Annotated in this window: 19 protein-coding genes; 6 read left to right on the forward strand and 13 right to left on the reverse strand. The window is 58.7% G+C overall.

Annotated elements, in window-relative coordinates; genetic code table 11:
* Positions 1–398: 398 nt before the first annotated feature.
* The gene (gene ampC / locus AC1DH9_RS01280; RefSeq protein WP_427544776.1) at positions 399–1,559 is read right to left on the reverse strand and encodes a class C beta-lactamase; all 1,161 of its coding nucleotides are present in this window, start codon (positions 1,557–1,559) and stop codon (positions 399–401) included.
* Positions 1,560–1,727: 168 nt separating this feature from the next.
* Complete coding sequence (locus AC1DH9_RS01285) at positions 1,728–3,191, reverse strand: glyceraldehyde-3-phosphate dehydrogenase (protein ID WP_477807684.1); 1,464 nt, start codon at positions 3,189–3,191, stop codon at positions 1,728–1,730.
* 168 nt (positions 3,192–3,359) lie between these two features.
* Here AC1DH9_RS01285 and mfd point away from each other — a divergent pair, with 168 nt between their 5' ends.
* Genes mfd through AC1DH9_RS01300 form a run of 3 tightly spaced genes read left to right on the forward strand, consistent with a single transcriptional unit; the run spans position 3,360 to position 10,088 of the window.
* Complete coding sequence (gene mfd / locus AC1DH9_RS01290; protein ID WP_477807685.1) at positions 3,360–6,809, forward strand: transcription-repair coupling factor; 3,450 nt, start codon at positions 3,360–3,362, stop codon at positions 6,807–6,809.
* 10 nt (positions 6,810–6,819) lie between these two features.
* Positions 6,820–7,386 carry a CsiV family protein gene (locus AC1DH9_RS01295; RefSeq protein WP_427544772.1) on the forward strand — a complete coding sequence of 189 codons (567 nt, stop codon included), beginning with the start codon at positions 6,820–6,822 and terminating at the stop codon, positions 7,384–7,386.
* 11 nt (positions 7,387–7,397) lie between these two features.
* Positions 7,398–10,088: a DEAD/DEAH box helicase gene (locus tag AC1DH9_RS01300; RefSeq protein ID WP_427544770.1), complete on the forward strand. Its 2,691-nt coding sequence runs from the start codon at positions 7,398–7,400 to the stop codon at positions 10,086–10,088.
* Between the two features lie 137 nt (positions 10,089–10,225).
* Here the strand turns inward: AC1DH9_RS01300 and AC1DH9_RS01305 are convergent, their stop codons facing one another.
* Genes AC1DH9_RS01305 through AC1DH9_RS01320 form a run of 4 tightly spaced genes read right to left on the reverse strand, consistent with a single transcriptional unit; the run spans position 10,226 to position 12,891 of the window.
* The gene (locus AC1DH9_RS01305) at positions 10,226–10,963 is read right to left on the reverse strand and encodes an S-methyl-5'-thioinosine phosphorylase (protein WP_427544768.1); all 738 of its coding nucleotides are present in this window, start codon (positions 10,961–10,963) and stop codon (positions 10,226–10,228) included.
* A gap of 12 nt (positions 10,964–10,975) precedes the next feature.
* On the reverse strand, positions 10,976–11,974 hold the full coding sequence (gene nagZ / locus AC1DH9_RS01310) for a beta-N-acetylhexosaminidase (protein WP_427544791.1): 999 nt from the start codon (positions 11,972–11,974) through the stop codon (positions 10,976–10,978).
* A gap of 8 nt (positions 11,975–11,982) precedes the next feature.
* Positions 11,983–12,135: a hypothetical protein gene (locus AC1DH9_RS01315; RefSeq protein WP_427544766.1), complete on the reverse strand. Its 153-nt coding sequence runs from the start codon at positions 12,133–12,135 to the stop codon at positions 11,983–11,985.
* A gap of 48 nt (positions 12,136–12,183) precedes the next feature.
* On the reverse strand, positions 12,184–12,891 hold the full coding sequence (locus AC1DH9_RS01320) for a TetR/AcrR family transcriptional regulator (RefSeq protein WP_427544764.1): 708 nt from the start codon (positions 12,889–12,891) through the stop codon (positions 12,184–12,186).
* 252 nt (positions 12,892–13,143) lie between these two features.
* On the opposite strand from AC1DH9_RS01320, the gene lexA reads away from it, so the two are divergent.
* On the forward strand, positions 13,144–13,752 hold the full coding sequence (gene lexA, locus AC1DH9_RS01325) for a transcriptional repressor LexA (RefSeq protein WP_427544762.1): 609 nt from the start codon (positions 13,144–13,146) through the stop codon (positions 13,750–13,752).
* Positions 13,753–13,762: 10 nt separating this feature from the next.
* Positions 13,763–14,236, forward strand: a complete 474-nt coding sequence (gene sulA / locus AC1DH9_RS01330; RefSeq protein ID WP_427544760.1) for an SOS-induced cell division inhibitor SulA — start codon at positions 13,763–13,765, stop codon at positions 14,234–14,236.
* Between the two features lie 106 nt (positions 14,237–14,342).
* On the opposite strand, the gene AC1DH9_RS01335 is transcribed toward sulA, so the two are convergent.
* The 7 genes from AC1DH9_RS01335 to AC1DH9_RS01365 all read right to left on the reverse strand — a co-directional run bounded on the left by AC1DH9_RS01335 (position 14,343) and on the right by AC1DH9_RS01365 (position 22,783).
* Positions 14,343–14,576, reverse strand: a complete 234-nt coding sequence (locus tag AC1DH9_RS01335; protein ID WP_019692745.1) for a hypothetical protein — start codon at positions 14,574–14,576, stop codon at positions 14,343–14,345.
* Between the two features lie 151 nt (positions 14,577–14,727).
* Complete coding sequence (locus tag AC1DH9_RS01340; protein ID WP_427533742.1) at positions 14,728–15,252, reverse strand: DUF6586 family protein; 525 nt, start codon at positions 15,250–15,252, stop codon at positions 14,728–14,730.
* Between the two features lie 143 nt (positions 15,253–15,395).
* The gene (topA, locus tag AC1DH9_RS01345; RefSeq protein ID WP_477807686.1) at positions 15,396–18,017 is read right to left on the reverse strand and encodes a type I DNA topoisomerase; all 2,622 of its coding nucleotides are present in this window, start codon (positions 18,015–18,017) and stop codon (positions 15,396–15,398) included.
* Positions 18,018–18,131: 114 nt separating this feature from the next.
* The gene (locus AC1DH9_RS01350; RefSeq protein WP_019692748.1) at positions 18,132–18,368 is read right to left on the reverse strand and encodes a DUF1653 domain-containing protein; all 237 of its coding nucleotides are present in this window, start codon (positions 18,366–18,368) and stop codon (positions 18,132–18,134) included.
* Between the two features lie 99 nt (positions 18,369–18,467).
* Complete coding sequence (gene fadA, locus AC1DH9_RS01355) at positions 18,468–19,643, reverse strand: acetyl-CoA C-acyltransferase FadA (protein ID WP_019692749.1); 1,176 nt, start codon at positions 19,641–19,643, stop codon at positions 18,468–18,470.
* Positions 19,644–19,673: 30 nt separating this feature from the next.
* Positions 19,674–21,821, reverse strand: coding sequence for a fatty acid oxidation complex subunit alpha FadB (fadB, locus tag AC1DH9_RS01360; protein WP_477807687.1), 2,148 nt, complete (start codon positions 21,819–21,821; stop codon positions 19,674–19,676).
* Between the two features lie 524 nt (positions 21,822–22,345).
* Positions 22,346–22,783 (reverse strand): hypothetical protein, encoded by a 438-nt coding sequence (locus AC1DH9_RS01365; protein ID WP_427544754.1) that lies wholly within the window; start codon positions 22,781–22,783, stop codon positions 22,346–22,348.
* Positions 22,784–22,887: 104 nt separating this feature from the next.
* On the opposite strand from AC1DH9_RS01365, the gene AC1DH9_RS01370 reads away from it, so the two are divergent.
* The coding region (locus tag AC1DH9_RS01370) for a universal stress protein (RefSeq protein WP_477807688.1) at positions 22,888–23,280 on the forward strand (393 nt) is incomplete at its 3' end.

The following is a 23,280-nucleotide window of genomic DNA, read 5'->3' on the forward strand; positions in this document are numbered from 1 at the left end:
GCATCGAACCATTCAATAAAATGGCGTCAATTATTCAACGCAACCTGTATTGGATCCATGTAAAGCAAGTAACAACACCTTCCAACTGCAACTGCTTATTTTATTTGAGGATTTTTTTATTATTGAATTTTTATAGCGATAACCTGTCGATCTTTACAGCGTTCTGATTTGGCACACATCAAGAATAAAACGATATAACTACACTGCACTGACCGGACATAGCAAATGATGCATAAACACTTCCAATTTAATAGATGATGTCTAATGGCTCCTTATAATGAACCGCTGCACATGAAAACGCCCCGACAAGTCGGGGCGTTTTCATGTGCAGCCAGGGCTTGGCGCGGCAACGCTGGAGAGTTCACATCGGCCGCCACTCAATCCTCCGCCAGCGAGCATTAATCCAGTTCACTCAGGATCCGATGCGCCAGGCGCACCCGGGGTTCGTTGGGGTAGCTCTTGTTGGCCAGCACCACAATGCCAAACTTCTTCTCTGGGACGAAGGCCACATAAGCAGAGAACCCGCCGGTCGCCCCCGTCTTGTTGACCCAGACCGCCTCCTGTGGTGCCAGTGGCGGATTCAATGCCGTGACGACATGACTGTCGTAAATCATCTTGTCGGCATTGCCTTCAACCAGCGCACTCAGTTGCACCGGGTAATCGTACTGTTCCCAGATCAGGTCTTGAGTCATTGGACCTAGCTGGAAATAGCCCTTGTGCGTCTCCATCAGTGCGCGACCGAGTTTTGCTTCGACCTTCGCAACGCCCAGATTGGCCTCGACAAAGCGAATCAGGTCCGTGGAGCTGGTTTTTACCGAGTAGGCCTCGTCACCCAGCACACCTGGATTCAACCTGACCGGGAGATCCTGCTTGTTGTAACCCTGAGCATAGAGCGACAGCTTGCTCGCCGGGATGTTGATGAAGCTGTTGGGCATTCCGAGTGCCGGGAAGAGTCGCTGTTCCAGCGCCACCGCGAACGGCATCTTCATGCTGATTGCGGTAATCATGCCCAGCGCCCCAATGCTGGGGTTGGCATAGGTTCGTTGAGCACCCGGCGCATACGTCGGCTGCCACGCCTTGAAGTAGTCCATCAGCTGTTGGTTGTTCTGCACCTGATCAGGCACCTGCAAGGGGAAGCCGCCTGCGGTATGGGTCGCCAGGTTGATCAGCGTCGCTTTGTCGAACGGGCTACCCGCGAGCTCAGGCAGGTATTTGCCGGGGTGGTCAGTGAGTGAAAGCTGACCGTTGACCTCAGCGTAGGTCGCCAGGGTGGCCGTGAAGGTTTTACTGATCGAGCCGATTTCAAACAGCGTATCGCTCGTGACCTTCTGTTGTGTTTCCTTTGAGGCCACGCCGAAGTTGTAGAACTGCTGCTTGCCATTCGCGGTCACCGCAATGGCCAGGCCGGGAATGTTGTACTGCTGCATCACCGCTTGGGCGGCATCTTGCACGATGCTGTCGATATCCGACCGCTGGGCATTCGCCATGGCGAGGTTGCCGAAAGAGACGGTGCTGGCCAGCAATAGCAATGCTGCGCAAGGCTTTGCGATAAAACGCATACAAGTGGTCCTCAGGTCTTTTTGATCGCGGGCAAACCTATCACTTTGACGCGACGGCTCCGGAAGCGATTTATCACAAAATATTTCGCCGACTCCGTAGGCCAGCCAGGCAGCCACACAAACAAAAACGCCCCGACAAGTCGGGGCGTTTTCAGGTGCGGCTAAGGCTTAGCGCGGGAATGCTGGCGGGTTTACACCGGCCATGTCTTCCATCACGCGAACCACCTGGCAGCTGTAACCGAATTCGTTGTCRTACCAAACGTRCAGAACAACGCGGTTGTCTTGGCTGATGGTCGCTTCAGCGTCCACAACACCTGCGTGGCGCGAGCCAACGAAGTCGGTGGAAACCACTTCCTGCGAGTTGACGAAGTCGATTTGCTTATGCAGATCGGAGTGCAGCGCCATGTAGCGCAGGTACTCGTTCATCTCTTCACGGGTGGCGGCTTTCTCAAGGTTCAGGTTGAGGATTGCCATCGACACGTTCGGCGTTGGAACACGGATCGCGTTACCGGTCAGCTTGCCGGCCAGCTCAGGCAGGGCCTTGGCAGCAGCAGTGGCAGCACCGGTCTCGGTGATTACCATGTTCAGCGCGGCGCTACGACCACGGCGATCGCCTTTGTGGAAGTTGTCGATCAGGTTCTGGTCGTTGGTGTACGAGTGAACCGTTTCAACGTGGCCATTGATGATGCCGAACTTGTCGTTCACAGCCTTGAGCACCGGCACGATGGCGTTGGTGGTGCAGGAGGCGGCGGAAACGATCTTGTCGTCAGCGGTGATTTCACCGTGGTTGATGCCGTGAACAATGTTCTTCAGCTTGCCTTTGCCAGGCGCGGTCAGAACAACGCGGTCGATACCCGGGCAAGCCAGGTGCTGGCCCAGGCCCTCGGCGTCACGCCATACACCGGTGTTGTCCACCAACAGAGCGTCTTTGATGCCGTACTGGGTGTAGTCCACTTCAGTCGGGTTCTTCGCGTAGATAACCTGGATCAGGTTGCCGTTGGCGGTGATGGTGTTGTTGGCTTCGTCGATGGTGATGGTGCCGTTGAACGGACCATGAACCGAATCGCGACGCAGCAGGCTGGCGCGTTTGATCAGGTCGTTTTCAGCGCCTTTGCGCACAACGATGGCACGCAGACGCAGGCCGTCGCCACCGCCGGTTTTTTCAATCAGGATGCGCGCCAGCAGACGGCCGATACGACCGAAGCCGTACAGTACAACGTCAGTGCCTTTGCGTGCGGAAGCGTTCTGCTGGCCTACAACATCGGCCAGTTCTTCACGGACGAACTGCTCGGCCGTGCGGCCTTTGCCTTCGGCCTTGAATTTGACCGCCAGCTTGCCCAGGTCTACCGAAGCAGCGCCGAGCTTGAGCTCGCTCATCGCTTTGAGCAGCGGGAATGTTTCGTGAACGGACAGTTCGGCGTCATCGGACTGACGATGGCGAGCAAAGCGGTGAGCTTTGAGAATCGCGATGACAGACTGGTTGATCAGGCTGCGGCCATAGATCGAGCTCACCACGTTGTTATTGCGGTAAAGCTGACCGATAAGCGGAATCATCGCTTCTGCGAGTGCTTCACGGTCGATCCATTCACCAAGACACTGGTCGGGCTTCTGAGTCACGGGAACCTTCCACATGTAGGGGCTGAAAAAAGGGGCTACATTATGCCGCCGAGTCGTCTGCGGAGCAATGCACGCCTATCGCAACATGCTTTTCCTTTCGTCGACGGTAGTCTGCAACTGACAGCCGGCACCTTCGCCCGCTACAATTACCGACTTTGTCGCAACGCTGGAGCTCAACCTTCCGTGCCCGTTCTGCGTCTACCGCTTCTCCCTGCCGCGGCAGGTAAACAGCATTGGGGCAACCTGCCCGGTGCCGCCCTGAGCCTGGCCATTGCCGAGGCCGCCAGCGCTGCCAAGCGCTTTACCCTGCTACTGACCGCCGACAGCCAAAGTGCCGAACGGCTGGAACAGGAGCTGAGTTTCTTCGCCCCCGATTTGCCGGTGCTGCATTTCCCGGACTGGGAAACCCTGCCTTACGACCTGTTCTCGCCGCACCAGGACATTATATCCCAGCGCATCTCCAGCCTGTATCGCCTGCCCGAGTTGAGCCATGGCGTTTTGGTAGTGCCGATCACCACCGCCCTACATCGCCTGGCCCCCACCAAGTTCCTGCTCGGCAGCAGCCTGGTGCTGGACATCGGCCAGAAGCTCGACGTCGAGCAAATGCGCACGCGACTGGAGGCCAGCGGCTATCGCTGTGTCGACACGGTTTATGAGCACGGCGAATTCGCGGTACGCGGCGCGCTGATCGACCTGTTCCCGATGGGCAGCAAACTGCCCTACCGCATCGACCTGTTCGATGACGAAATCGAGACCCTGCGGACCTTCGACCCGGAAAACCAGCGCTCCATCGACAAGGTCGAATCGGTCCGGCTGCTGCCCGCCAAAGAATTTCCGCTGCAAAAGGAAGCCGTGACCCGCTTCAAGGCACGCTTTCGCGAGCGCTTCGATGTCGATTTCCGGCGCTGCCCGATCTTCCAGGACCTGAGCAGCGGCATTACACCGGCCGGTATCGAGTACTACCTGCCGCTGTTCTTCGACGAAACCTCGACGCTGTTCGACTACCTGCCGCAGGACACCCAGGTGTTCTCCCTGCCGGGCATCGAACAGGCGGCGGAGAATTTCTGKAACGATGTGCGCAACCGCTACGAAGAGCGCCGTGTCGATCCATCCCGGCCATTGTTGCCGCCGGCCGAGCTGTTCCTGCCGGTGGAAGACTGCTTCGCACGCCTCAAGAACTGGCCACGGGTAGTTGCCAGCCAGCAAGACATCGAAACCGGTGTCGGGCGCGAGCGCTTCCCCGCTACACCGCTGCCAAACCTGGCCATCGAAGCCAAGGCCAGCCAGCCGCTGGAAGCACTGTCGAATTTCCTTGATGGGTTTTCCGGTCGCGTGCTGTTTACCGCCGAGTCGGCCGGTCGCCGCGAAGTGCTGCTGGAACTGCTGGAACGCCTGAAGCTGCGACCGAAAACCGTCGACAGCTGGCCGGATTTCGTCGCCAGCAAAGAACGCCTGGCGATCACCATCGCACCGCTGGACGAAGGCCTGGTGCTGGACGATCCGGCCCTGGCACTGATCGCCGAAAGCCCGTTGTTCGGTCAGCGTGTGATGCAGCGCCGTCGCCGCGAGAAACGCGCCGACGCCAATAACGATGCCGTGATCAAAAACCTCACCGAGCTGCGTGAAGGCGCACCGGTGGTGCATATCGATCATGGCGTTGGCCGTTACCTGGGCCTCGCGACCCTGGAAATCGAAAACCAGGCCGCCGAGTTCCTGACCCTCGAATACGCCGAGGGCGCCAAGCTTTATGTGCCGGTGGCCAACCTGCATTTGATCGCCCGCTACACCGGCAGCGACGATGCACTGGCGCCGCTGCACCGCCTCGGCTCCGAAACCTGGCAGAAAGCCAAACGCAAAGCCGCCGAACAGGTGCGTGACGTCGCCGCCGAACTGCTCGACATCTATGCTCGTCGCGCCGCCCGTGAAGGTTATGCCTTCGCCGATCCGAAAGCCGATTACGCGACCTTCAGCGCCGGCTTCCCGTTCGAAGAAACCCCCGACCAGCAAACCACCATCGACGCGGTGCGCGAAGACATGCTCGCACCGAAACCGATGGACCGGCTGGTCTGCGGCGACGTCGGTTTCGGCAAGACCGAAGTGGCGATGCGCGCGGCATTCATTGCCGTGCACGGCGGCCGTCAGGTCGCGATTCTGGTGCCGACCACCCTGCTCGCCCAGCAGCACTACAACAGCTTCCGCGACCGCTTCGCCGACTGGCCAGTGACCGTGGAAGTGATGAGCCGCTTCAAGTCGACCAAGGAAGTGAATGCCGCCGTTGCCGACCTCGCCGAGGGCAAGATCGACATCGTCATCGGCACGCACAAGCTGCTGCAAGACGATGTGAAGATCAAAAACCTCGGGCTGGTGATCATCGACGAAGAACACCGCTTTGGTGTTCGTCAGAAGGAACAGCTCAAGGCCCTGCGCAGTGAAGTCGACATCCTGACCCTGACCGMCACGCCGATTCCGCGCACGCTGAACATGGCAGTGTCGGGCATGCGCGATCTGTCGATCATCGCTACGCCGCCAGCACGACGCTTGTCGGTACGCACCTTCGTCATGGAGCAGAACAAGAGCACGGTCAAAGAGGYCCTGCTCCGTGAGCTGTTGCGTGGCGGTCAGGTCTACTACCTGCACAACGATGTGAAAACCATCGAGAAATGCGCCGCCGATCTCGCCGAGCTGGTGCCGGAAGCACGGATCGGTATCGGCCACGGGCAGATGCGCGAGCGCGAACTYGAACAGGTGATGAGCGACTTCTACCACAAGCGCTTCAACGTGCTGATCGCCTCGACCATCATCGAGACCGGCATTGACGTGCCAAGCGCCAACACCATCATCATCGAGCGTGCCGACAAGTTCGGCCTGGCGCAGTTGCACCAATTGCGTGGCCGCGTCGGTCGCAGTCACCACCAGGCTTACGCCTACCTGCTGACACCGCCGCGCCAACAGATCACGCCAGATGCGGAAAAACGCCTGGAAGCGATCGCCAACACCCAGGACCTCGGCGCAGGCTTTGTGCTGGCCACCAACGATCTGGAAATCCGTGGCGCCGGCGAACTGCTGGGCGATGGTCAGAGCGGGCAGATCCAGGCCGTCGGTTTCACCCTGTACATGGAAATGCTCGAACGCGCGGTGAAATCCATCCGCAAGGGCGAGCAGCCAAACCTCGATCAACCGCTGGGTGGCGGTCCGGAAATCAACCTGCGCTTGCCGGCGCTGATCCCGGAAGACTACCTGCCGGACGTCCACGCACGACTGATCCTCTACAAACGCATCGCCTCGGCGACCGACGAGGAGGGCCTCAAAGACCTGCAAGTGGAGATGATCGACCGCTTCGGCTTGCTGCCGGAACCGACCAAGAACCTGGTGCGCATGACCTTGCTGAAACTGCAGGCCGAGCAACTGGGGATCAAGAAAGTCGACGGCGGCCCGCAAGGCGGTCGTATCGAGTTCGGCGCACAAACGCCGGTCGATCCGCTGGTGCTGATCAAACTGATCCAGGGCCAACCCAAACGCTACAAATTCGAAGGCGCCACGATGTTCAAATTCATGGTGCCGATGGAGCGCCCGGAAGAGCGCTTTAATACAGTAGAGGCGCTGTTTGAGCACCTCACTCCAAAAACTGCTTGAAGGACGCCGCATGCGCCTGTTTCGCTCATTGACCTTGTTGTTGACCCTCGTTGCCCCGACGGCGTTTGCCGACAGCTTGTATCAGGTTGAAATGATCCTGTTCCGCCAGAACGCCGTGCCGGCCATTGTCAGCCGCACCGCGCCGGAAGACTGGGCTGCCGGTGCACGGCCGATCAGTGCCGACAGCCTGCGCACCCCAAGCCTCAATACCGAGGCTGAAAAGCTGCGCGCCAGCGGCGATTACACGGTGTTGCTGCACAAGGCCTGGCAACAGAGTCTTGGCGAGGACGCGAAAAAAATCTCGATCAGCGATGGCAAGGCGCAATTCGGCCAGTTCCCGATCGAAGGCACGCTGAACCTGAAACTCGGGCGTTTCACCGACGTCGACGCGAACTTCTGGGTCAACCAGTTCGATGGCTATGGCCGGGTTACCGCCAGCGAACGCCTGAAGCAGCAAAGCCACACCAAAAACGGTCAGCTCAACTACCTCGACAACGGCCACCTGGCGCTGCTGATCAAGATCACTTCGCTGACTGCACCTGCGCGTCCGCCAGTCCCTGACGTTCTCCCGGACTGATTGAAGTCCCCATGCCCCCGAACCTGAGCAAACCCCTGGCCCCCTCATGGGTCAGCCGATTCAAGGAACAAAGCCTGGAGCGTGGCCGCCGCTACGCACTGGAAAATCGTGTCAGGATCGTCGAGGCCGGCGACAGCACTATCACCGCCAGTTGCGAAGGCTCTGGCGGCAATGTTTACCGCCAGACCATTACGCTGCGCGAATCCACCAAAGGTACTCTGTTACTGGTCGATGCGACGTGCAGTTGCCCGGTACGCGTCAACTGCAAGCATTGCGCTGCGGTGCTGCTCAAAGTTCAGGAAACCCTTGAGTACCCGGCCGCCGCCAAAGACGCCGAGCTGCTGGAGAAACTTCAGGCGGTGCTTGAAAACCGCACGCCCGCACCGTTGCCTCAACTGCTGGTGGACAACGTGCAACCAGTGCCGCGCCTTTGGCTGGCGAGTGTCGAGTTCAGCGCCTTCGAACCGCGCAACGGCAAGATGCAGCGCTACATCCAGCACCGTGCCGCGCTGTCGTTCAACTATCTGGATGAATACGTCAGCGGGCAGAAAAATGCCGACATCCTGATCCGACAGGAACAGCAAACGCTACGAATCAAACGTCAGCCGGACGTCGAAAAAGCCTACCGGGAACAGCTGCGAATCCTCGGATTCAGAGTGGCGACCCGCCAAAGCAAAGCCTTGCCGGAAAGCGCTGGCGAACTGTATGAGATGGTCAACGACAGCGCCTGGTTGACGTTCACCCTCAATGAGCTGCCCAAGTTGCGCACCCAAGGCTGGGAGCTGCAGATCGACGAAGACTTCGGCTTTGACCTGACGGCGGTCGATGACTGGTACGCCACGGTCGAAGAAGCGCCGGAGCGCGACTGGTTTGATCTGGAGCTGGGGATTATCGTCAATGGCGAGCGCCTGAGCCTGCTGCCGATCCTGCTGAACCTGATGCGCTCGCACACCGAGATTCTCAACCCGGAACGCCTGGCCCGACGCCGCGACGATGAGTTGATCCTGGTGAACATCCCGCACCGCCCGAACTCCGAATCCGGCCCGTTGCAAGTCGCGCTGCCGCTCGGCCGTTTAAAGCCGGTATTGGCGACCCTTGGCGAGTTTTACCTGCAAGAGCCCGGCGAAACCAAACTGCGCCTGAGCAGCGCCGATGCCACCCGCCTGAATCCGCTGGAAGACATGCCCCTGCTTTGGGAGGGTGGCGAGCATATCCGCACCTTCGCCCAGCGCCTGCGTGACATCAAGGACTACACGACCGAGGCACCCGAAGGGCTGAACGCCACATTACGGCCTTATCAGCTTGAAGGCTTGAGCTGGATGCAGTCGCTGCGGCAACTGGAAGTCGGCGGCATCCTTGCGGACGACATGGGCCTGGGCAAGACCCTACAGACCCTGGCCCATGTGCTGACCGAGAAAAACGCCGGTCGCCTGGATCGGCCGTGCATGGTGGTGATGCCCACCAGCCTGATTCCCAACTGGCTCGACGAAGCGGCGCACTTTGCTCCGCAACTCAACGTGCTGGCGCTGTATGGCACCGGACGTAAAAAACATTTTGAGCATTTGGCCGAATACGACCTGATCCTCACCACGTACGCGCTGCTGCCCAAGGATGTCGAACGTCTGGCAGCGCAGCCATTGCACGTGCTGGTGCTCGACGAAGCGCAATACATCAAGAATCCCAACAGCAAGGCCGCTCATGCGGCGCGAGAGCTCAATGCCCGCCAGCGTCTGTGCCTCAGCGGCACRCCACTGGAAAATCACCTGGGCGAGCTGTGGTCGCTGTTTCACTTCTTGCTGCCCGGCTGGCTCGGCGACGTCAAGAGCTTCAATCGCGATTACCGCGTACCGATCGAAAAGCGTGCCAGCGACGTACGACTGCAACACCTGAACGGTCGGATCAAACCGTTCCTGTTGCGTCGAACCAAGGAACAGGTCGCCACCGAGCTGCCGCCGAAAACCGAGATCGTCCATTGGGTCGAGCTCAATGAGGCGCAGCGCGACGTTTACGAAACCATGCGCCTGGCCATGGACAAGAAAGTCCGCGACGAGATCACCCGCAAAGGCGTGGCGCGCAGTCAGATCATCATTCTTGAAGCGTTGCTCAAGCTACGGCAGGTGTGCTGCGACCTGCGGCTGGTCAATGAGGCCGCCCTGCCCACGCGCGGCAGCACCTCGGGCAAGCTCGACAGCCTGATGGAGATGCTTGAGGAACTGTTCGAAGAAGGCCGCAAGATCCTGCTGTTTTCACAGTTCACCTCGATGCTCTCGCTGATCGAAGACGAGCTGAATAAACGCGGCATCGCTTACGCCCTGCTGACCGGGCAAACCCGCGATCGACGCACACCGGTGAAAGATTTCCAGAGCGGCAAGCGTCAGATTTTCCTGATCAGCCTGAAGGCAGGCGGCGTTGGCCTGAACCTGACGGAAGCCGACACGGTGATTCACTATGATCCGTGGTGGAACCCGGCGACGGAAAACCAGGCCACCGACCGCGCTTACCGGATCGGCCAGGAGAAGCCGGTGTTCGTCTACAAGATGATCGCCCGCGGCACCGTCGAAGAGAAAATCCAGCACCTGCAAAAGGAAAAGTCCGACCTGGCGGCTGGCGTACTGGATGGGCGCTCGACCGGGGACTGGAAGCTGCAGAGCGACGATATTGAAGCGTTGTTTGCGCCGCTGCCGGACAAGTCGAAGATTTAGCGGCGGCAGGCAGACCGCCTTCGCGAGCAGGCTCGCTCCCACACTGGACCAAGCTCTGACATAAAATTCTCGGCACACATTGATCTAATGTGGGAGCGAGCCTGCTCGCGATGGGGTCGACTCGGTGTAACGGATACTCAGCCCTTCAACACCCGCGCCAATGTCGACTTCACCTTGCCCATCCCGTCATGCAGCGCCTGCTCGATTTCAGCCATGGTAATCACTGCCGTCGACTTGCCCGCCGCCGGGTTCACCACCAGCGCCAGACACGCGTAATCCAGCTCCAGTTCACGAGCCAACGCCGCTTCCGGCATACCGGTCATGCCGACGATATCGCAGCCATCACGCTCCAGACGGGCGATCTCGGCAACGGTTTCCAGCCGCGGGCCCTGGGTGCAGGCATACACACCGTGACTGCTGTAAGCACAGCCTTCAGCCGCCAACGCCGCAATCAACTGCGTGCGTAATGGTTCGCTGTAGGGATAGCTGAAATCGATGTGGGTGACCTGCTCCAGGTCATCGGCAAAATAGGTGTGCTGGCGACCGCTGGTGTAATCGATCAATTGATGAGGCACGCAGAAATGCCCGGTGCCCATGGCGGCATGAATCCCACCGACCGCATTGACCGCCAGAATCGCCTGCGCGCCCGCCTGCTTCAATGCCCACAGGTTGGCCCGATAATTCACCTGATGCGGTGGAAAACGGTGCGGATGGCCGTGACGGGCGAGAAACAGCACTTCACGCCCGGCGTATTCACCGACCTGGATCTCGGCCGACGGCGCGCCATACGGCGTGTCCAGAGCCAATGACTGGCGAATGTTCAAGCCTTCGAGCTGGGTCAGGCCGGTGCCACCGATAATCGCGTAAACCGTCATTGCAAAAAGTCCTTAATCAATCAGTTGGGCATCTTTGAGCGCGCCAAGGGCAACAAGCCAACGCGGGTCCTGCCGGTAATCGGTGCTGGCGAACGACTGGCTGCGCATCCGCTCGATGCGTGCAGACGGCGTGACCTTCAGGCGTTGAGCTGCGCTCAGGGCCAGCTCGGCGGCCGCACGGTCATTGCACACCAGACCCATGTCGCAACCTGCAGACAGCGCCGCCTCGATCCGGCTGGCGGCGTCGCCGACCACATGGGCACCGGCCATCGACAGATCGTCACTGAAGATCACCCCGTCAAACTGCAATTCACCGCGCAAGATGTCCTGCAACCAGCGGCGCGAGAAGCCGGCCGGCTGCGAGTCAACCTGCGGGTAGATCACGTGAGCAGGCATCACCGCCGCCAGCTGCTTGCTCAACCGTGCGAACGGCACGAGGTCCTTGGCGCGGATTTCCTCAAGACTGCGCTCGTCRTTSGGAATCGCRACRTGSGAATCGGCCTCSGCCCAGCCRTGRCCGGGGAARTGCTTGCCGGTRGCMGCCATSCCGGCGCTGTTCATGCCGCGRATGAAYGCMCCSGCSAGCAAGGCCGCACGTTCCGGATTACCTTCGAACGAACGGGTGCCGACCACGGCACTGCGCTGGTAGTCGAGGTCCAGCACCGGGGCAAAGCTCAAGTCGAGGCCGACAGCCAGCACTTCAGTTGCCATGATCCAGCCGCACTGCTCGGCCAGGTATTCGGCGTTCGGGTTGTCAGCAATCGCCCGCATGGCTGGCAGACGCACGAAGCCCTGACGCAGGCGCTGCACCCGACCACCCTCCTGGTCCACCGCCAACAGCAGGTCGGGACGCACCGCGCGAATCGACGCACTCAACTCGCGAACCTGGCGCGGATGCTCGATATTGCGCGCAAAAATGATCAGGCCGCCCACTTCGGGCTGACGCAACAGTTGGCGATCTTCGGCCGTCAGCCAGGTACCGGCGACGTCCACCATCAACGAGCCTTGCAGGCCAGCAGTCATAGAAATTCCTTGATAACGAAAAGCGCGCGCGGCGCATCTTTGAAGAGCCCGGCCCGATGCAGACACACGACTTCGCCGCCAAGGGCGATGCCCGGCGGAATGCGGTCGGCAAAAGAGAAATCGAGCGGGTCTGAAACGAGAGTCGGCATGGGCGGCTAGCTTAGCGGATGTAAGCTGCCGCGCCCACCCGTGAGCCGTTAAACCTTGGCGGCGACGGGTGCCGATTTGCTGCGAGGACGCAACTGGGCCGAGGCCATGGCCTCGTCGGTGACGCCGGTTTCTGCGCGCATGCCAGCGGCCAAGAACGGCACCATCAAACGCATCACCTGCTCGATCGAGGTGTTCACCCCGAAATCGGTCTCGGCAATAGCGCGCAAGGCCTTGATCCCCGACATGCTGAATGCCGCTGCGCCGAGCATGAAGTGCACGCGCCAGAACAGCTCGATAGGCGGAATACGCGGTGCGGCTTCATTGACCAGCAGCATGTAACGACGGAATACCTTGCCGTACATGTCTTCCAGGTAACGCCGCAAGTGCCCCTGGCTCTGGCTGAATGCCAGCCCCAACAGACGCATGAAGATAGACAAGTCATTGCCGCTGCGTGGCTGCACCACGAGGGCTTGTTCGACGAGGATTTCCAGCAGTTCCTCTAGGGTTGGCTTGCTGTCCGGCTTGGCCTGACGGCGCTCCAGCTCACGATCGAGGCTGATGCAGAAAGGCCCGAGAAAACGCGAGAAGACTGCTTGAATCAAGGCCTTCTTTGAGCCGAAATGATAATTCACTGCCGCCAGGTTGACCCCAGCCTTGCTGGTGATCAGCCGCAATGAAGTTTCGGCAAAACCTTTTTCCGCGAACAGCTGCTCGGCAGCATCAAGAATGCGTTCAACGGTTTCCGACTGGGCCATGGCTACTCCGCCTGACAAACACTTGTTTGAAACATACGTTTCAGCCTGGGCGTTGTCAAGCCTGCCTGTTCGTTTTGCGAACGGTCGGTCAGCTATTTAACCATACAAGTCGGAAGCTGTAGCCAGTCCTGCAAACACCAAGCTGACGATCCGTAAACCGACCGTCCAGCGGTCGGATAAAAAAGGAGGATTGCCAAGACCACTCCACTGTATATAATCCCAGTCACTGTATAAAAAGACAGAGCGATCGACATGCTAAAACTGACGCCACGCCAAGCTGAGATTCTGGCTTTTATCAAACGTTGCCTCGAAGACAAYGGCTATCCGCCGACCCGCGCAGAAATCGCCCTGGAGCTTGGCTTCAAGTCGCCCAATGCTGCTGAAGAACACCTCAAGGCACTGGCGCGCAAGGGGGCAATCGAAATGACGCCCGGCGCCTCACGCGGCATTCGCATCCCGGGCTTCGAAGCCAAGGCTGACGAGTCCACCCTGCCCATCATTGGCCGGGTTGCTGCAGGCGCCCCGATTCTCGCTCAACAGCACATCGAAGAATCCTGCAACATCAATCCTTCCTTCTTCCATCCACGCGCCGACTATTTGTTGCGTGTTCACGGCACGAGCATGAAGGACGTGGGGATTTTCGACGGCGACCTGCTCGCCGTGCACACCACGCGCGAAGCCCGTAACGGCCAGATCGTGGTTGCTCGGATCGGCGATGAAGTGACCGTCAAGCGCTTCAAGCGCGACGGCAGCAAGGTCTGGCTGATTGCCGAAAACCCCGAGTTTGCCCCGATCGAAGTGAACCTGAAAGATCAGGACCTGGTGATCGAAGGCTTGAGTGTCGGCGTCATTCGCCGCTAAAGGAGGCGTTATGCAGTTCCCTCACACACCGCAGCACACACAACTTCCGCTGTTCGAAGCGTTCATGGCGCAGCCGTTGGCGCCGATTCTCAAAGACGTGGTTGAGTCGCCCTGGAGCGCCGAACCCGAAGTGTTCAGTGAGCTGTCATTGCGTGGTGCGGCAGGGAGCTGCCTGAACCTTCTGGCCCCCATCCTCAGAGAGTTGAGCCAGGACAAGAACGCTCGCTGGCTAACGCTGATCGCTCCGCCTGCCAGCCTGACTCAAGCCTGGCTGCGAGATGCAGGCCTGAACCGCGAACGCATTCTGTTGCTGCAACCACGGGGAACACAAAGCGCCCAGCAACTGGCTTGCGAAGCCTTGCGCCTGGGCCGCAGTCACACCGTTGTAAGCTGGCTGAACCCGCTGAGCTCCAGCGCGCGCCAACAACTGATCAGCGCCGCCCGTACCGGGGATGCTCAAAGTCTGAATATTCGGCTGGGCTAAGTGACACTCACTGCACACTTGAAAGGCGCAGGGCTTCTCCAGGACAGAGAAGCAAATCTGTAACGTCGACGTGAAATGATGCCCTACGAAAAGCCGACGAACGGAATCAATGAAGAATCCGCGGCCCTTCTTCTTTGTCGAATTCGCCTTCAACCAAGCGTCCAGCCATCTGCACACCCACGCTCAACATCGCCTTGGCGACTTCAACGTGCTGGCCCTGCAGGAACGCTTTGGCGTCTTCAGAGAAGTTCAAAGTCACCAGAGAACCCTCGTCCTCAGCTCTGCGCAGCTCAATACGGCCGTCTGGCAGTTCGACAATTTCTAGAAAGGACGTTGGCATAAAGGTCTGTTCTCCACGAAAGGCGGGGATTATATAGTCATCAGCGCAGCTTCGCTCGAGATCTTGACCGACTGCACGTCACCGAAACCAATGCTAAAGATCATCCCTGATCCATGGCCATCACCGAACACTCAGCGTTCAGTGCGCAGATTCAGCACTCATTCAACCCTTCGCGAAACCGAATCGCCAGGTCTTTTAGGTTCTGGCGCCAGCTCTCAAGCTCGTCTCGACTCAACTCTTGAGGTGTCTCTTCTTCATCGAGGTTAACCGCCATGATCAGCGGCTGCGTCACATCGCCTTTGGGCTTGTGCGGTGCACGTGGCGGTTGAAACAGCGCAGCATAGGCTGCCAGAAGCTTCGCCAGCCAGGTTTCAGGGTTGTTCGCCAACTCGACCATTTCTGCCATCTCCGGAATAGCGATGGTTTCGAGCACTTCACGAGTCAGCAACAATTCTGCTCGCGGCGCATTGGCCTGAGGCAAGCGGTAGAAACCGGCAATTTCATGACACAGGCCCAGCAGAGCGCCGTACAAATGAAACAACGCTGACTCACGCCCCGCCTGGATCAGCGCCAGGGAGTTCATCGCCCGCCCCTCTTCCGCTCGGGCCAACGCCTCGAGCGACAGACCGGCAAAGTAAATTTTCTGATTGGTACGGGTATAGAGCTCAAAGGCCATGACGGCAGTCTCCACAACGAAATAAGACGCATGATGCAGGTCTGACAGTGTCATGGATCAGACAAGCTGACCGCAAGCACAAAACAAAAGGCCGCATGAAAACCCGAGGGTTCGCATGCGGCCTTTGGCATCGCATTGCCTGATTATTTGGCTACGCGCTTGTCTTCAACCACCCACTTGCCACCGTCGTAGAACGCCTTCCAACCGGTAGGCTTGCCTTCGACCTCGGTCTGCACGTACTGCTCCTTGGTCTTGCGGCTGTAACGGATCACTGCCGGAAGACCATCCGGATCCTTCTTCGGCGCTTCGCAGAGGAAGTGGTACTTCGGATCGATCTCATCCTTGTGCGGTACGATCTCGATCACCAGCGGAGCACGGGTCTCGCGGTTTTTCGGGAACTGGCTCGCCGCCAGGAACAGGCCGGAAGCACCGTCACGCAGAATGTAGGTGTCGTTGACCTTCTCGCACTTGAGCTCGGGCATCTTCACCGGATCCATCTTCGGCGGTGCCGCGTCACCGCTCTTCAGCAGTTTGCGGGTGTTCTTGCAGGTCGCGTTGGTGCAACCGAAGAACTTGCCGAAACGGCCAGTCTTCAACTGCATTTCACTGCCGCACTTATCGCACTCCAGGCTCGGACCTTCGTAGCCCTTGATGCGATAGCTGCCTTCTTCGATCTCGTAGCCCGCGCAATCCGGGTTGTTACCGCAGATGTRCAGCTTGCGCTTCTCATCCAGCAGGTAAGCGTCCATCGCGGTGCTGCAAATCGGGCAGCGATGCTTGCCACGCAGCACCAAAGACTCCGACTCACCCTCGTCGTCCGCAGCGATTTCATCGCCCGGCACCAGGTTGACGGTGGCTTTGCAGCGCTCTTTTGGTGGCAGGCTGTAGCCCGAGCAACCAAGGAACACACCGGTCGATGCGGTACGAATCTGCATCGGACGACCGCAGGTGAGGCACGGGATGTCGGTCATGACCGGCTGATTGGCACGCATGCCGTTTTCCGCGCTCTCGGCTACTTCTAGTTTCTTCTTGAAGTCGCCGTAGAACTCGTCCAGCACGTTTTTCCAGTCACGCCCGCCCTGGGCGACGTCATCGAGGTTCTCTTCCATGCCGGCGGTGAAGCCGTAGTCCATCAGGTTCGAGAAGCTTTCAGACAGACGCTCGGTGACGATGTCACCCATCTTTTCCGAGTAGAAACGACGGTTGTGCAGTGCGACGTAACCGCGGTCCTGGATGGTCGAAATGATCGCCGCATAGGTCGAAGGACGACCGATTCCGCGCTTTTCCATTTCCTTGACCAGGCTCGCTTCCGAGTAACGCGCCGGCGGCTTGGTGAAATGCTGGCTTGGATCAAGCTTGATCAGCTTCAGCACATCGCCCTGCGCCATGTCCGGCAACACATCGTCGTCACCAGGCTTGGCCATTTGCGGCATGACGCGGGTGTAACCGTCGAACTTCAGGATGCGGCCCTTGGCGCGCAGCTCGAAGCCGCTAGCCGCGACGCTGACGGTGGTCGACAGGTATTTCGCCGGCAGCATCTGGCACGCGACGAATTGGCGCCAGATCAGCTCGTAGAGACGCTCAGCGTCACGTTCCATACCCGACAGCTTGCTAGGATCGGTGTTCACGTCAGAGGGACGAATCGCTTCGTGAGCCTCTTGCGCGCCTTCCTTGCTGCTGTAGATGTTCGGTGTTTCCGGCAGGTACTTGCTACCGAACTCACCTTCAATATAAGTACGCGCCATCGCCACGGCATCGACCGAGAGGTTGGTCGAGTCGGTACGCATGTAAGTGATGTAGCCCGCTTCGTACAGACGCTGGGCCATCATCATGGTTTTCTTCACGCCGAAGCCCAGGCGGTTACTGGCAGCCTGTTGCAGGGTGGAGGTGATGAACGGTGCCGATGGCTTGCTGCTGGTCGGCTTGTCTTMGCGCTTGGCGATGGTGTAGCTGGAAGCCTTGAGCTTCTCCAGCGCAGCCATGGCCTGGGCTTCGTTGAGCGGCTTGAAGGCTTCGCCGTTTTCACGGGCCACTTCAAAACGCACATTGGCGCCCTTGGCAGTGCCGAGGTCGGCGTGAACTTCCCAGTACTCCTCCGGGTTGAACGCACGAATTTCGCGCTCACGTTCCACCACCAGCTTCACGGCTACCGATTGCACACGGCCGGCAGACAGACCGCGAGCGATCTTGGCCCACAGCAGCGGCGAAACCATGTAACCCACCACGCGATCGAGGAAGCGACGCGCCTGCTGAGCATTGACCCGATCGATGTCCAGCTCGCCCGGCTGGGAGAAGGCTTCCTGAATCGCCTTCTTGGTGATTTCGTTGAACACCACGCGCTTGTAGCGGCTGTCATCACCACCGATGGCTTCGCGCAGGTGCCAGGCAATGGCTTCCCCCTCGCGATCCAAGTCGGTTGCGAGATAGATGGTGTCAGCATCTTTGGCGAGCCGGCGCAGCTCTTCGATGACCTTTTCCTTGCCCGGGAGGATCTCGTACTTGGCTTTCCAGCCATGATCGGGATCGACACCCATGCGCGAGACCAGCTGCTTGCGCGCCTTTTCTTTAGGCGACAGCGCCGGCGCTTCACCAGCAGCAGCCTTGCCGCGCTTGGCGGCAGGCTCTTTGCTGGCGCTAGCCGAACCGCTGGTGGGCAGGTCTCGGATATGGCCGATACTCGACTTCACCACGTATTGGTTACCCAGATACTTGTTGATGGTCTTGGCCTTAGCCGGGGATTCCACAATGACCAGCGATTTGCCCATGGATCAGAAAATTCCTGAATTCTAGAAGTGAAAGGCGGTTGGTGCCTGACGCGGCACCGCTATATATAGTGGCTACAAGGTGAGGTCAAGCGCAGGGTTCTGCGCGCTCTCAGCTTATGGCCTTGAAAAAAGGCTTGGTTCGGCCTGCACCAAAGCAAAGCGCGGGACCTGTTCGCCGTCAACTTCGACCGACTCCAGGAACATGCTCAAGGGACGCACCCAAAAGCCGTAATCGCCATACAGGGCTTGGTAGAAGACCACTTCTTCTTCGGTCTCGGAATGCCGCGCAACACTGAATACGCGGTACTGCGGCCCTTTATAATGCTGGTAGAGCCCTGGTTGTATCGGCATGGTCTGGCCCTCACTCAAATCACTTGAAATAAAAAACAAAAAAATCTTCAGAAAAACAAAAACCGGGGCACATGGCCCCGGCTTCCGTCGACGAATTGCTTAAACGCGTTCGAAGACGGTGGCAATGCCCTGGCCGAGGCCAATGCACATGGTCGATACACCGAAGGTGCCGCCATTCTGCTTCATTACATTGAGCAGAGTGCCGGAGATACGTGCACCGGAGCAACCGAACGGGTGGCCCAGGGCGATCGCGCCGCCGTGCAGGTTAACCTTCTCGTTCATCTTGTCGAGCACTTTCAAATCTTTCAGCACCGGCAGGGCCTGTGCAGCGAAAGCTTCGTTGAGTTCGAAGAAGTCGATATCGGCAATACCCAGACCTGCACGCTTCAGTGCTTTCTGTGTCGCCGGCACTGGACCATAACCCATGATCGCCGGATCCACACCTGCCACTGCCATCGAGCGGATCACCGCCATCGGCTGGATGCCCAGGTCCTGTGCACGCTGCGCCGACATCACGATCATGCACGAAGCACCATCGGTGATCTGCGACGAAGTACCGGCTGTCACGGTGCCACCCTTTGGATTGAATGCCGGCTTCAACGCCGCCAGGCTTTCCAGGGTAGTTTCCGGACGGATGGTTTCATCGTAGTCRAACAGTTTCAGGAAACCGTTCTCGTCGTAACCCTGCATCGGGATGATTTCGTCTTTGAACTTGCCTTCCACCGTCGCTTTATGGGCGAGTTGGTGGGAGCGCACGCCGAAGGCATCCTGCTGCTCACGGGTAATGCCGTGCATTTTGCCGAGCATTTCTGCGGTCAGGCCCATCATGCCCGAGGCTTTCGCCGCATACAGCGACATGTGCGGGTTCGGATCGACACCGTGCATCATGCTCACGTGACCCATATGCTCGACGCCGCCAACCACGAACACGTCACCATTACCGGTCATGATCGCTTGCGCTGCGGTGTGCAATGCACTCATCGACGAGCCACACAGGCGGCTGACGGTCTGGCCGGCAGCCGTGTGCGGGATCTGAGTCATCAAGGACGCCATGCGGGCGATGTTCCAGCCCTGCTCCAGGGTCTGGTTCACGCAGCCCCAGATCACGTCTTCGACTTCGCTCGGGTCGACCTTGACGTTGCGTTCCAGCAATTTGCTGATCAGGTGCGCCGACATGTCTTCGGCGCGGGTGTTGCGGTGCATGCCGCCCTTGGAGCGGCCCATCGGAGTACGACCGAAGTCGACAATCACGACGTCTCTAGGATTCAAGCTCATATAATTTCACTCTCGCTCTAGTGTGGGCGCTTAACCGAAGAAGCTCTGGCCGTTTTTGGCCATCTCGCGCAGCTTCTCGGTCGGGTGGTACAGCGCGCCCAAATCAGCGTACTGGTCAGCCAGGGCAACGAACTCTGCAACACCGATTGCGTCGATGTAGCGCAGTGCACCGCCACGGAATGGAGGGAAACCGATACCGTAGACCAGACCCATGTCGGCTTCGGCAGCGGTTTCGACGATGCCGTCTTCCAGGCAACGCACGGTTTCCAGGCACAGCGGGATCATCATCCAGTTGATGATGTCTTCGTCGGTCACTTCACGCTGTTCGAAAACGATTGGCTTGAGCACTTCGAGTACCGACGGATCGGCTACTTTCTTCTGCTTGCCGCGCTTGTCGGTCTCGTAGKCGTAGAAGCCCTTGCCGTTCTTCTGGCCCAGGCGCTTGGCTTCATAGAGCACGTCCACCGCCGAACGACGCTCGTCTTTCATGCGATCCGGGAAGCCTTCGGCCATCACGTCACGACCGTGGTGACCGGTGTCGATACCGACCACGTCCATCAGGTACGCCGGGCCCATTGGCCAGCCGAATTTTTCCATGATCTTGTCGATACGGACGAAGTCCACACCGGCGCTGACCAACTTGGCGAAACCGCCGAAGTACGGGAACAGGACGCGGTTGACCAGGAAGCCCGGGCAGTCGTTGACGACGATCGGGTTCTTGCCCATTTTCTTGGCGTAGGCAACGGTGGTAGCAACGGCCAGCTCGCTGGACTTCTCGCCACGAATGACTTCAACCAGCGGCATCATGTGCACCGGGTTGAAGAAGTGCATGCCGACGAAGTTTTCCGGACGCTTGAGGGCCTTGGCCAACAGGCTGATGGAAATGGTCGAGGTGTTCGACGCGAGGATGGTGTCCTCTTTGACCTGGTCTTCGACTTCGGCCAACACCGCTTGCTTGACCTTGGGGTTCTCGACAACGGCTTCGACCACCAGGTCGACATGGCCGAAATCACCGTAGGACAGGGTCGGACGAATGCCGTTGAGCACTTCGGCCATTTTGGCTGCGGTCATGCGGCCTTTATCAACGCGGCCAACCAGCAGTTTCGCGGCTTCGGCCAGCCCCTGCTCGATACCGTGCTCGTTGATGTCCTTCATCAGGATTGGCGTGCCTTTGGACGCCGACTGATAAGCGATACCGCCACCCATGATACCGGCGCCAAGTACGGCAGCCTGTTTCACGTCCTTGGCGATTTCGTCGTAGGCCTTGGCTTTTTTCTTCAGTTCCTGATCATTCAGGAACAGACCGATCAAGCTCTGCGCAGCAGATGTCTTGGCCAGTTTGACGAAGCCGGCGGCTTCAACTTCCAGAGCTTTGTCGCGACCGAAGTTCGCGGCTTTCTGGATAGTCTTGATCGCTTCAACCGGTGCCGGGTAGTTCGGGCCAGCCTGACCGGCCACGAAACCCTTGGCGGTTTCGAAAGCCATCATTTGCTCGATGGCGTTCAGCTTGAGCTTTTCCAGCTTCGGCTGACGCTTGGCCTTGTAATCGAACTCGCCGGAGATGGCGCGCTTGATCAGTTCCAGGGCTGCTTCCTGCAGCTTCTCCGGAGCGACCACCGCATCGACTGCGCCGACTTTCAGCGCGTCTTCCGGACGGTTTTCCTTACCCGCGGCAATCCACTCGATGGCGTTGTCGGCACCGATGATGCGCGGCAGGCGAACGGTGCCGCCGAAGCCTGGGTAGATGCCCAGTTTGACTTCCGGCAGACCGATCTTGGCCGTGGTGGACATGACGCGGTAGTCCGCCGCCAGACACATTTCCAGACCGCCACCCAAAGCGATGCCGTTGATCGCGGCCACGGTTGGAACATTGAGGTCTTCGAAATCGCTGAAAATCTTGTTGGCTTCGAGGTTGCCAGCAACCAGCTCTGCATCCGGCAGCTTGAAGTTGTCGACGAATTCGGTGATGTCGGCACCGACGATGAACACGTCCTTGCCACTGCTGACGATCACACCCTTGACCGACGCATCTGCCTTGATGGCGTCTACGGCCGAACGTAGTTCGTTCAGGGTTAGACGGTTGAACTTGTTGACGGACTCACCCTTGAGGTCGAATTTCAATTCGACGATGCCACTTTCAAGAGCCTTAACCGTGATGGCTTTACCTTCGTAAATCATCAACTGATCTCCACGATATGGAAGCTGAACAGTACACGTCGGACGCTGACGTTCTGGCTCGGCATGGACGTTACCGTCGATGCTAACGCCATCCCGCCAGGCACACCCGCCAACGCGATAGTCGGGATTCTGTAGGAGCCGTCTGTAATACAAACGCTCAATTCATACGCCCGTTTGATTTGGGTACGCCACCTTCACGGAATTTCCGACAATTGTCAATCGCCCAAAATGCGGGTTATCACTCGACTTTACGGTCATATCCGTACCACGAAGACCTGCAACACACGGATGCATGTTCAACTATTCATAGAATCAATATTTAGAAACGTCGCCCTAATTAGCTGCGCAACTCGAAATACAAGCTACGCTGGCCGGGGACGATAAATGAAAAACAGAAGCGCTTATGGCGAACGCCAAGCGCAAGATCGGCGCCGCGCTTGAGATAGCGCGACGATTCAGCGAATTACCGGCCTGCCTGGCCACTCCAGCCCGATGACGATGTCGGGCTTTTTATTGCCTGCCGTTCAAGCCAGCGCCTTGAGGACGGCATCAATCTGTTGCAACACCTCGGCCTCGCCCCGCTCCCCCCAATACAAGGTGATCATTTGCTTGTCGGCCTCAACCTTGTAGACGTTGGCCGGCAACTTCCGGAAATGAGTCAGCAATGACTCATCCTGACAAACCTCCCGCCATTGATTGACCCACATGCCCGGCGCACTTTGCCAATAAATCCAGCACGCCGGTTTATTCCCCCGCCGCGGACGATGATATTGCGCACACGGGCTGGGCGGCGCAGGCTCCAGCCAATGCGGCCACTCCTGTGGCGCCAGTTGCATGGCCAGGCCAATACGTCGCGCCTCCATGCGCAAGGCCATCTGCCCCCCCTGTTTACGCGAAGGCCGCAGCCATGCCAGCGGGCTCAGCACCACCGCAAGGATTGACACCACTATCCAGACCGTCATATCTGTACTCCCGATTCTTGATGGGCGGATTGACCCCAGTCAGAACCAATCCGCTTGAAACCAGCCATACTTACCGTTATCGCAATCCTCAGGAGGAGCACCTCATGCCCTACCACCATATTCTGGTCGCCGTAGATCTAACCGAAGAGTGCGATCCTGTGATTCACCGTGCTCGCGAGTTATCGGTCAGCAACGGTGCCAAATTGTCCCTGGTTCATATTGTCGAACCGATGGCCATGGCCTTTGGTGGTGACGTGCCGATGGACCTGTCGCAATTGCAGCAACAGCAATTCGACCAGGCCAAGGAGCGCCTCGATCGTCTGATCAACAAGTATCCTGAACTTTCCAAAGAATACAGCCACCTGACCTATGGTCAGCCGCGCCAGGAAATCCATCATATGGCCAAAGAACAGGAGTGCGACCTGATCGTCGTGGGCAGTCATGGYCGCCACGGCCTTGCACTGCTGCTGGGTTCCACCGCCAATGACGTGCTGCAC

The organism is Pseudomonas sp. 05T35 (genome assembly GCF_056396605.1).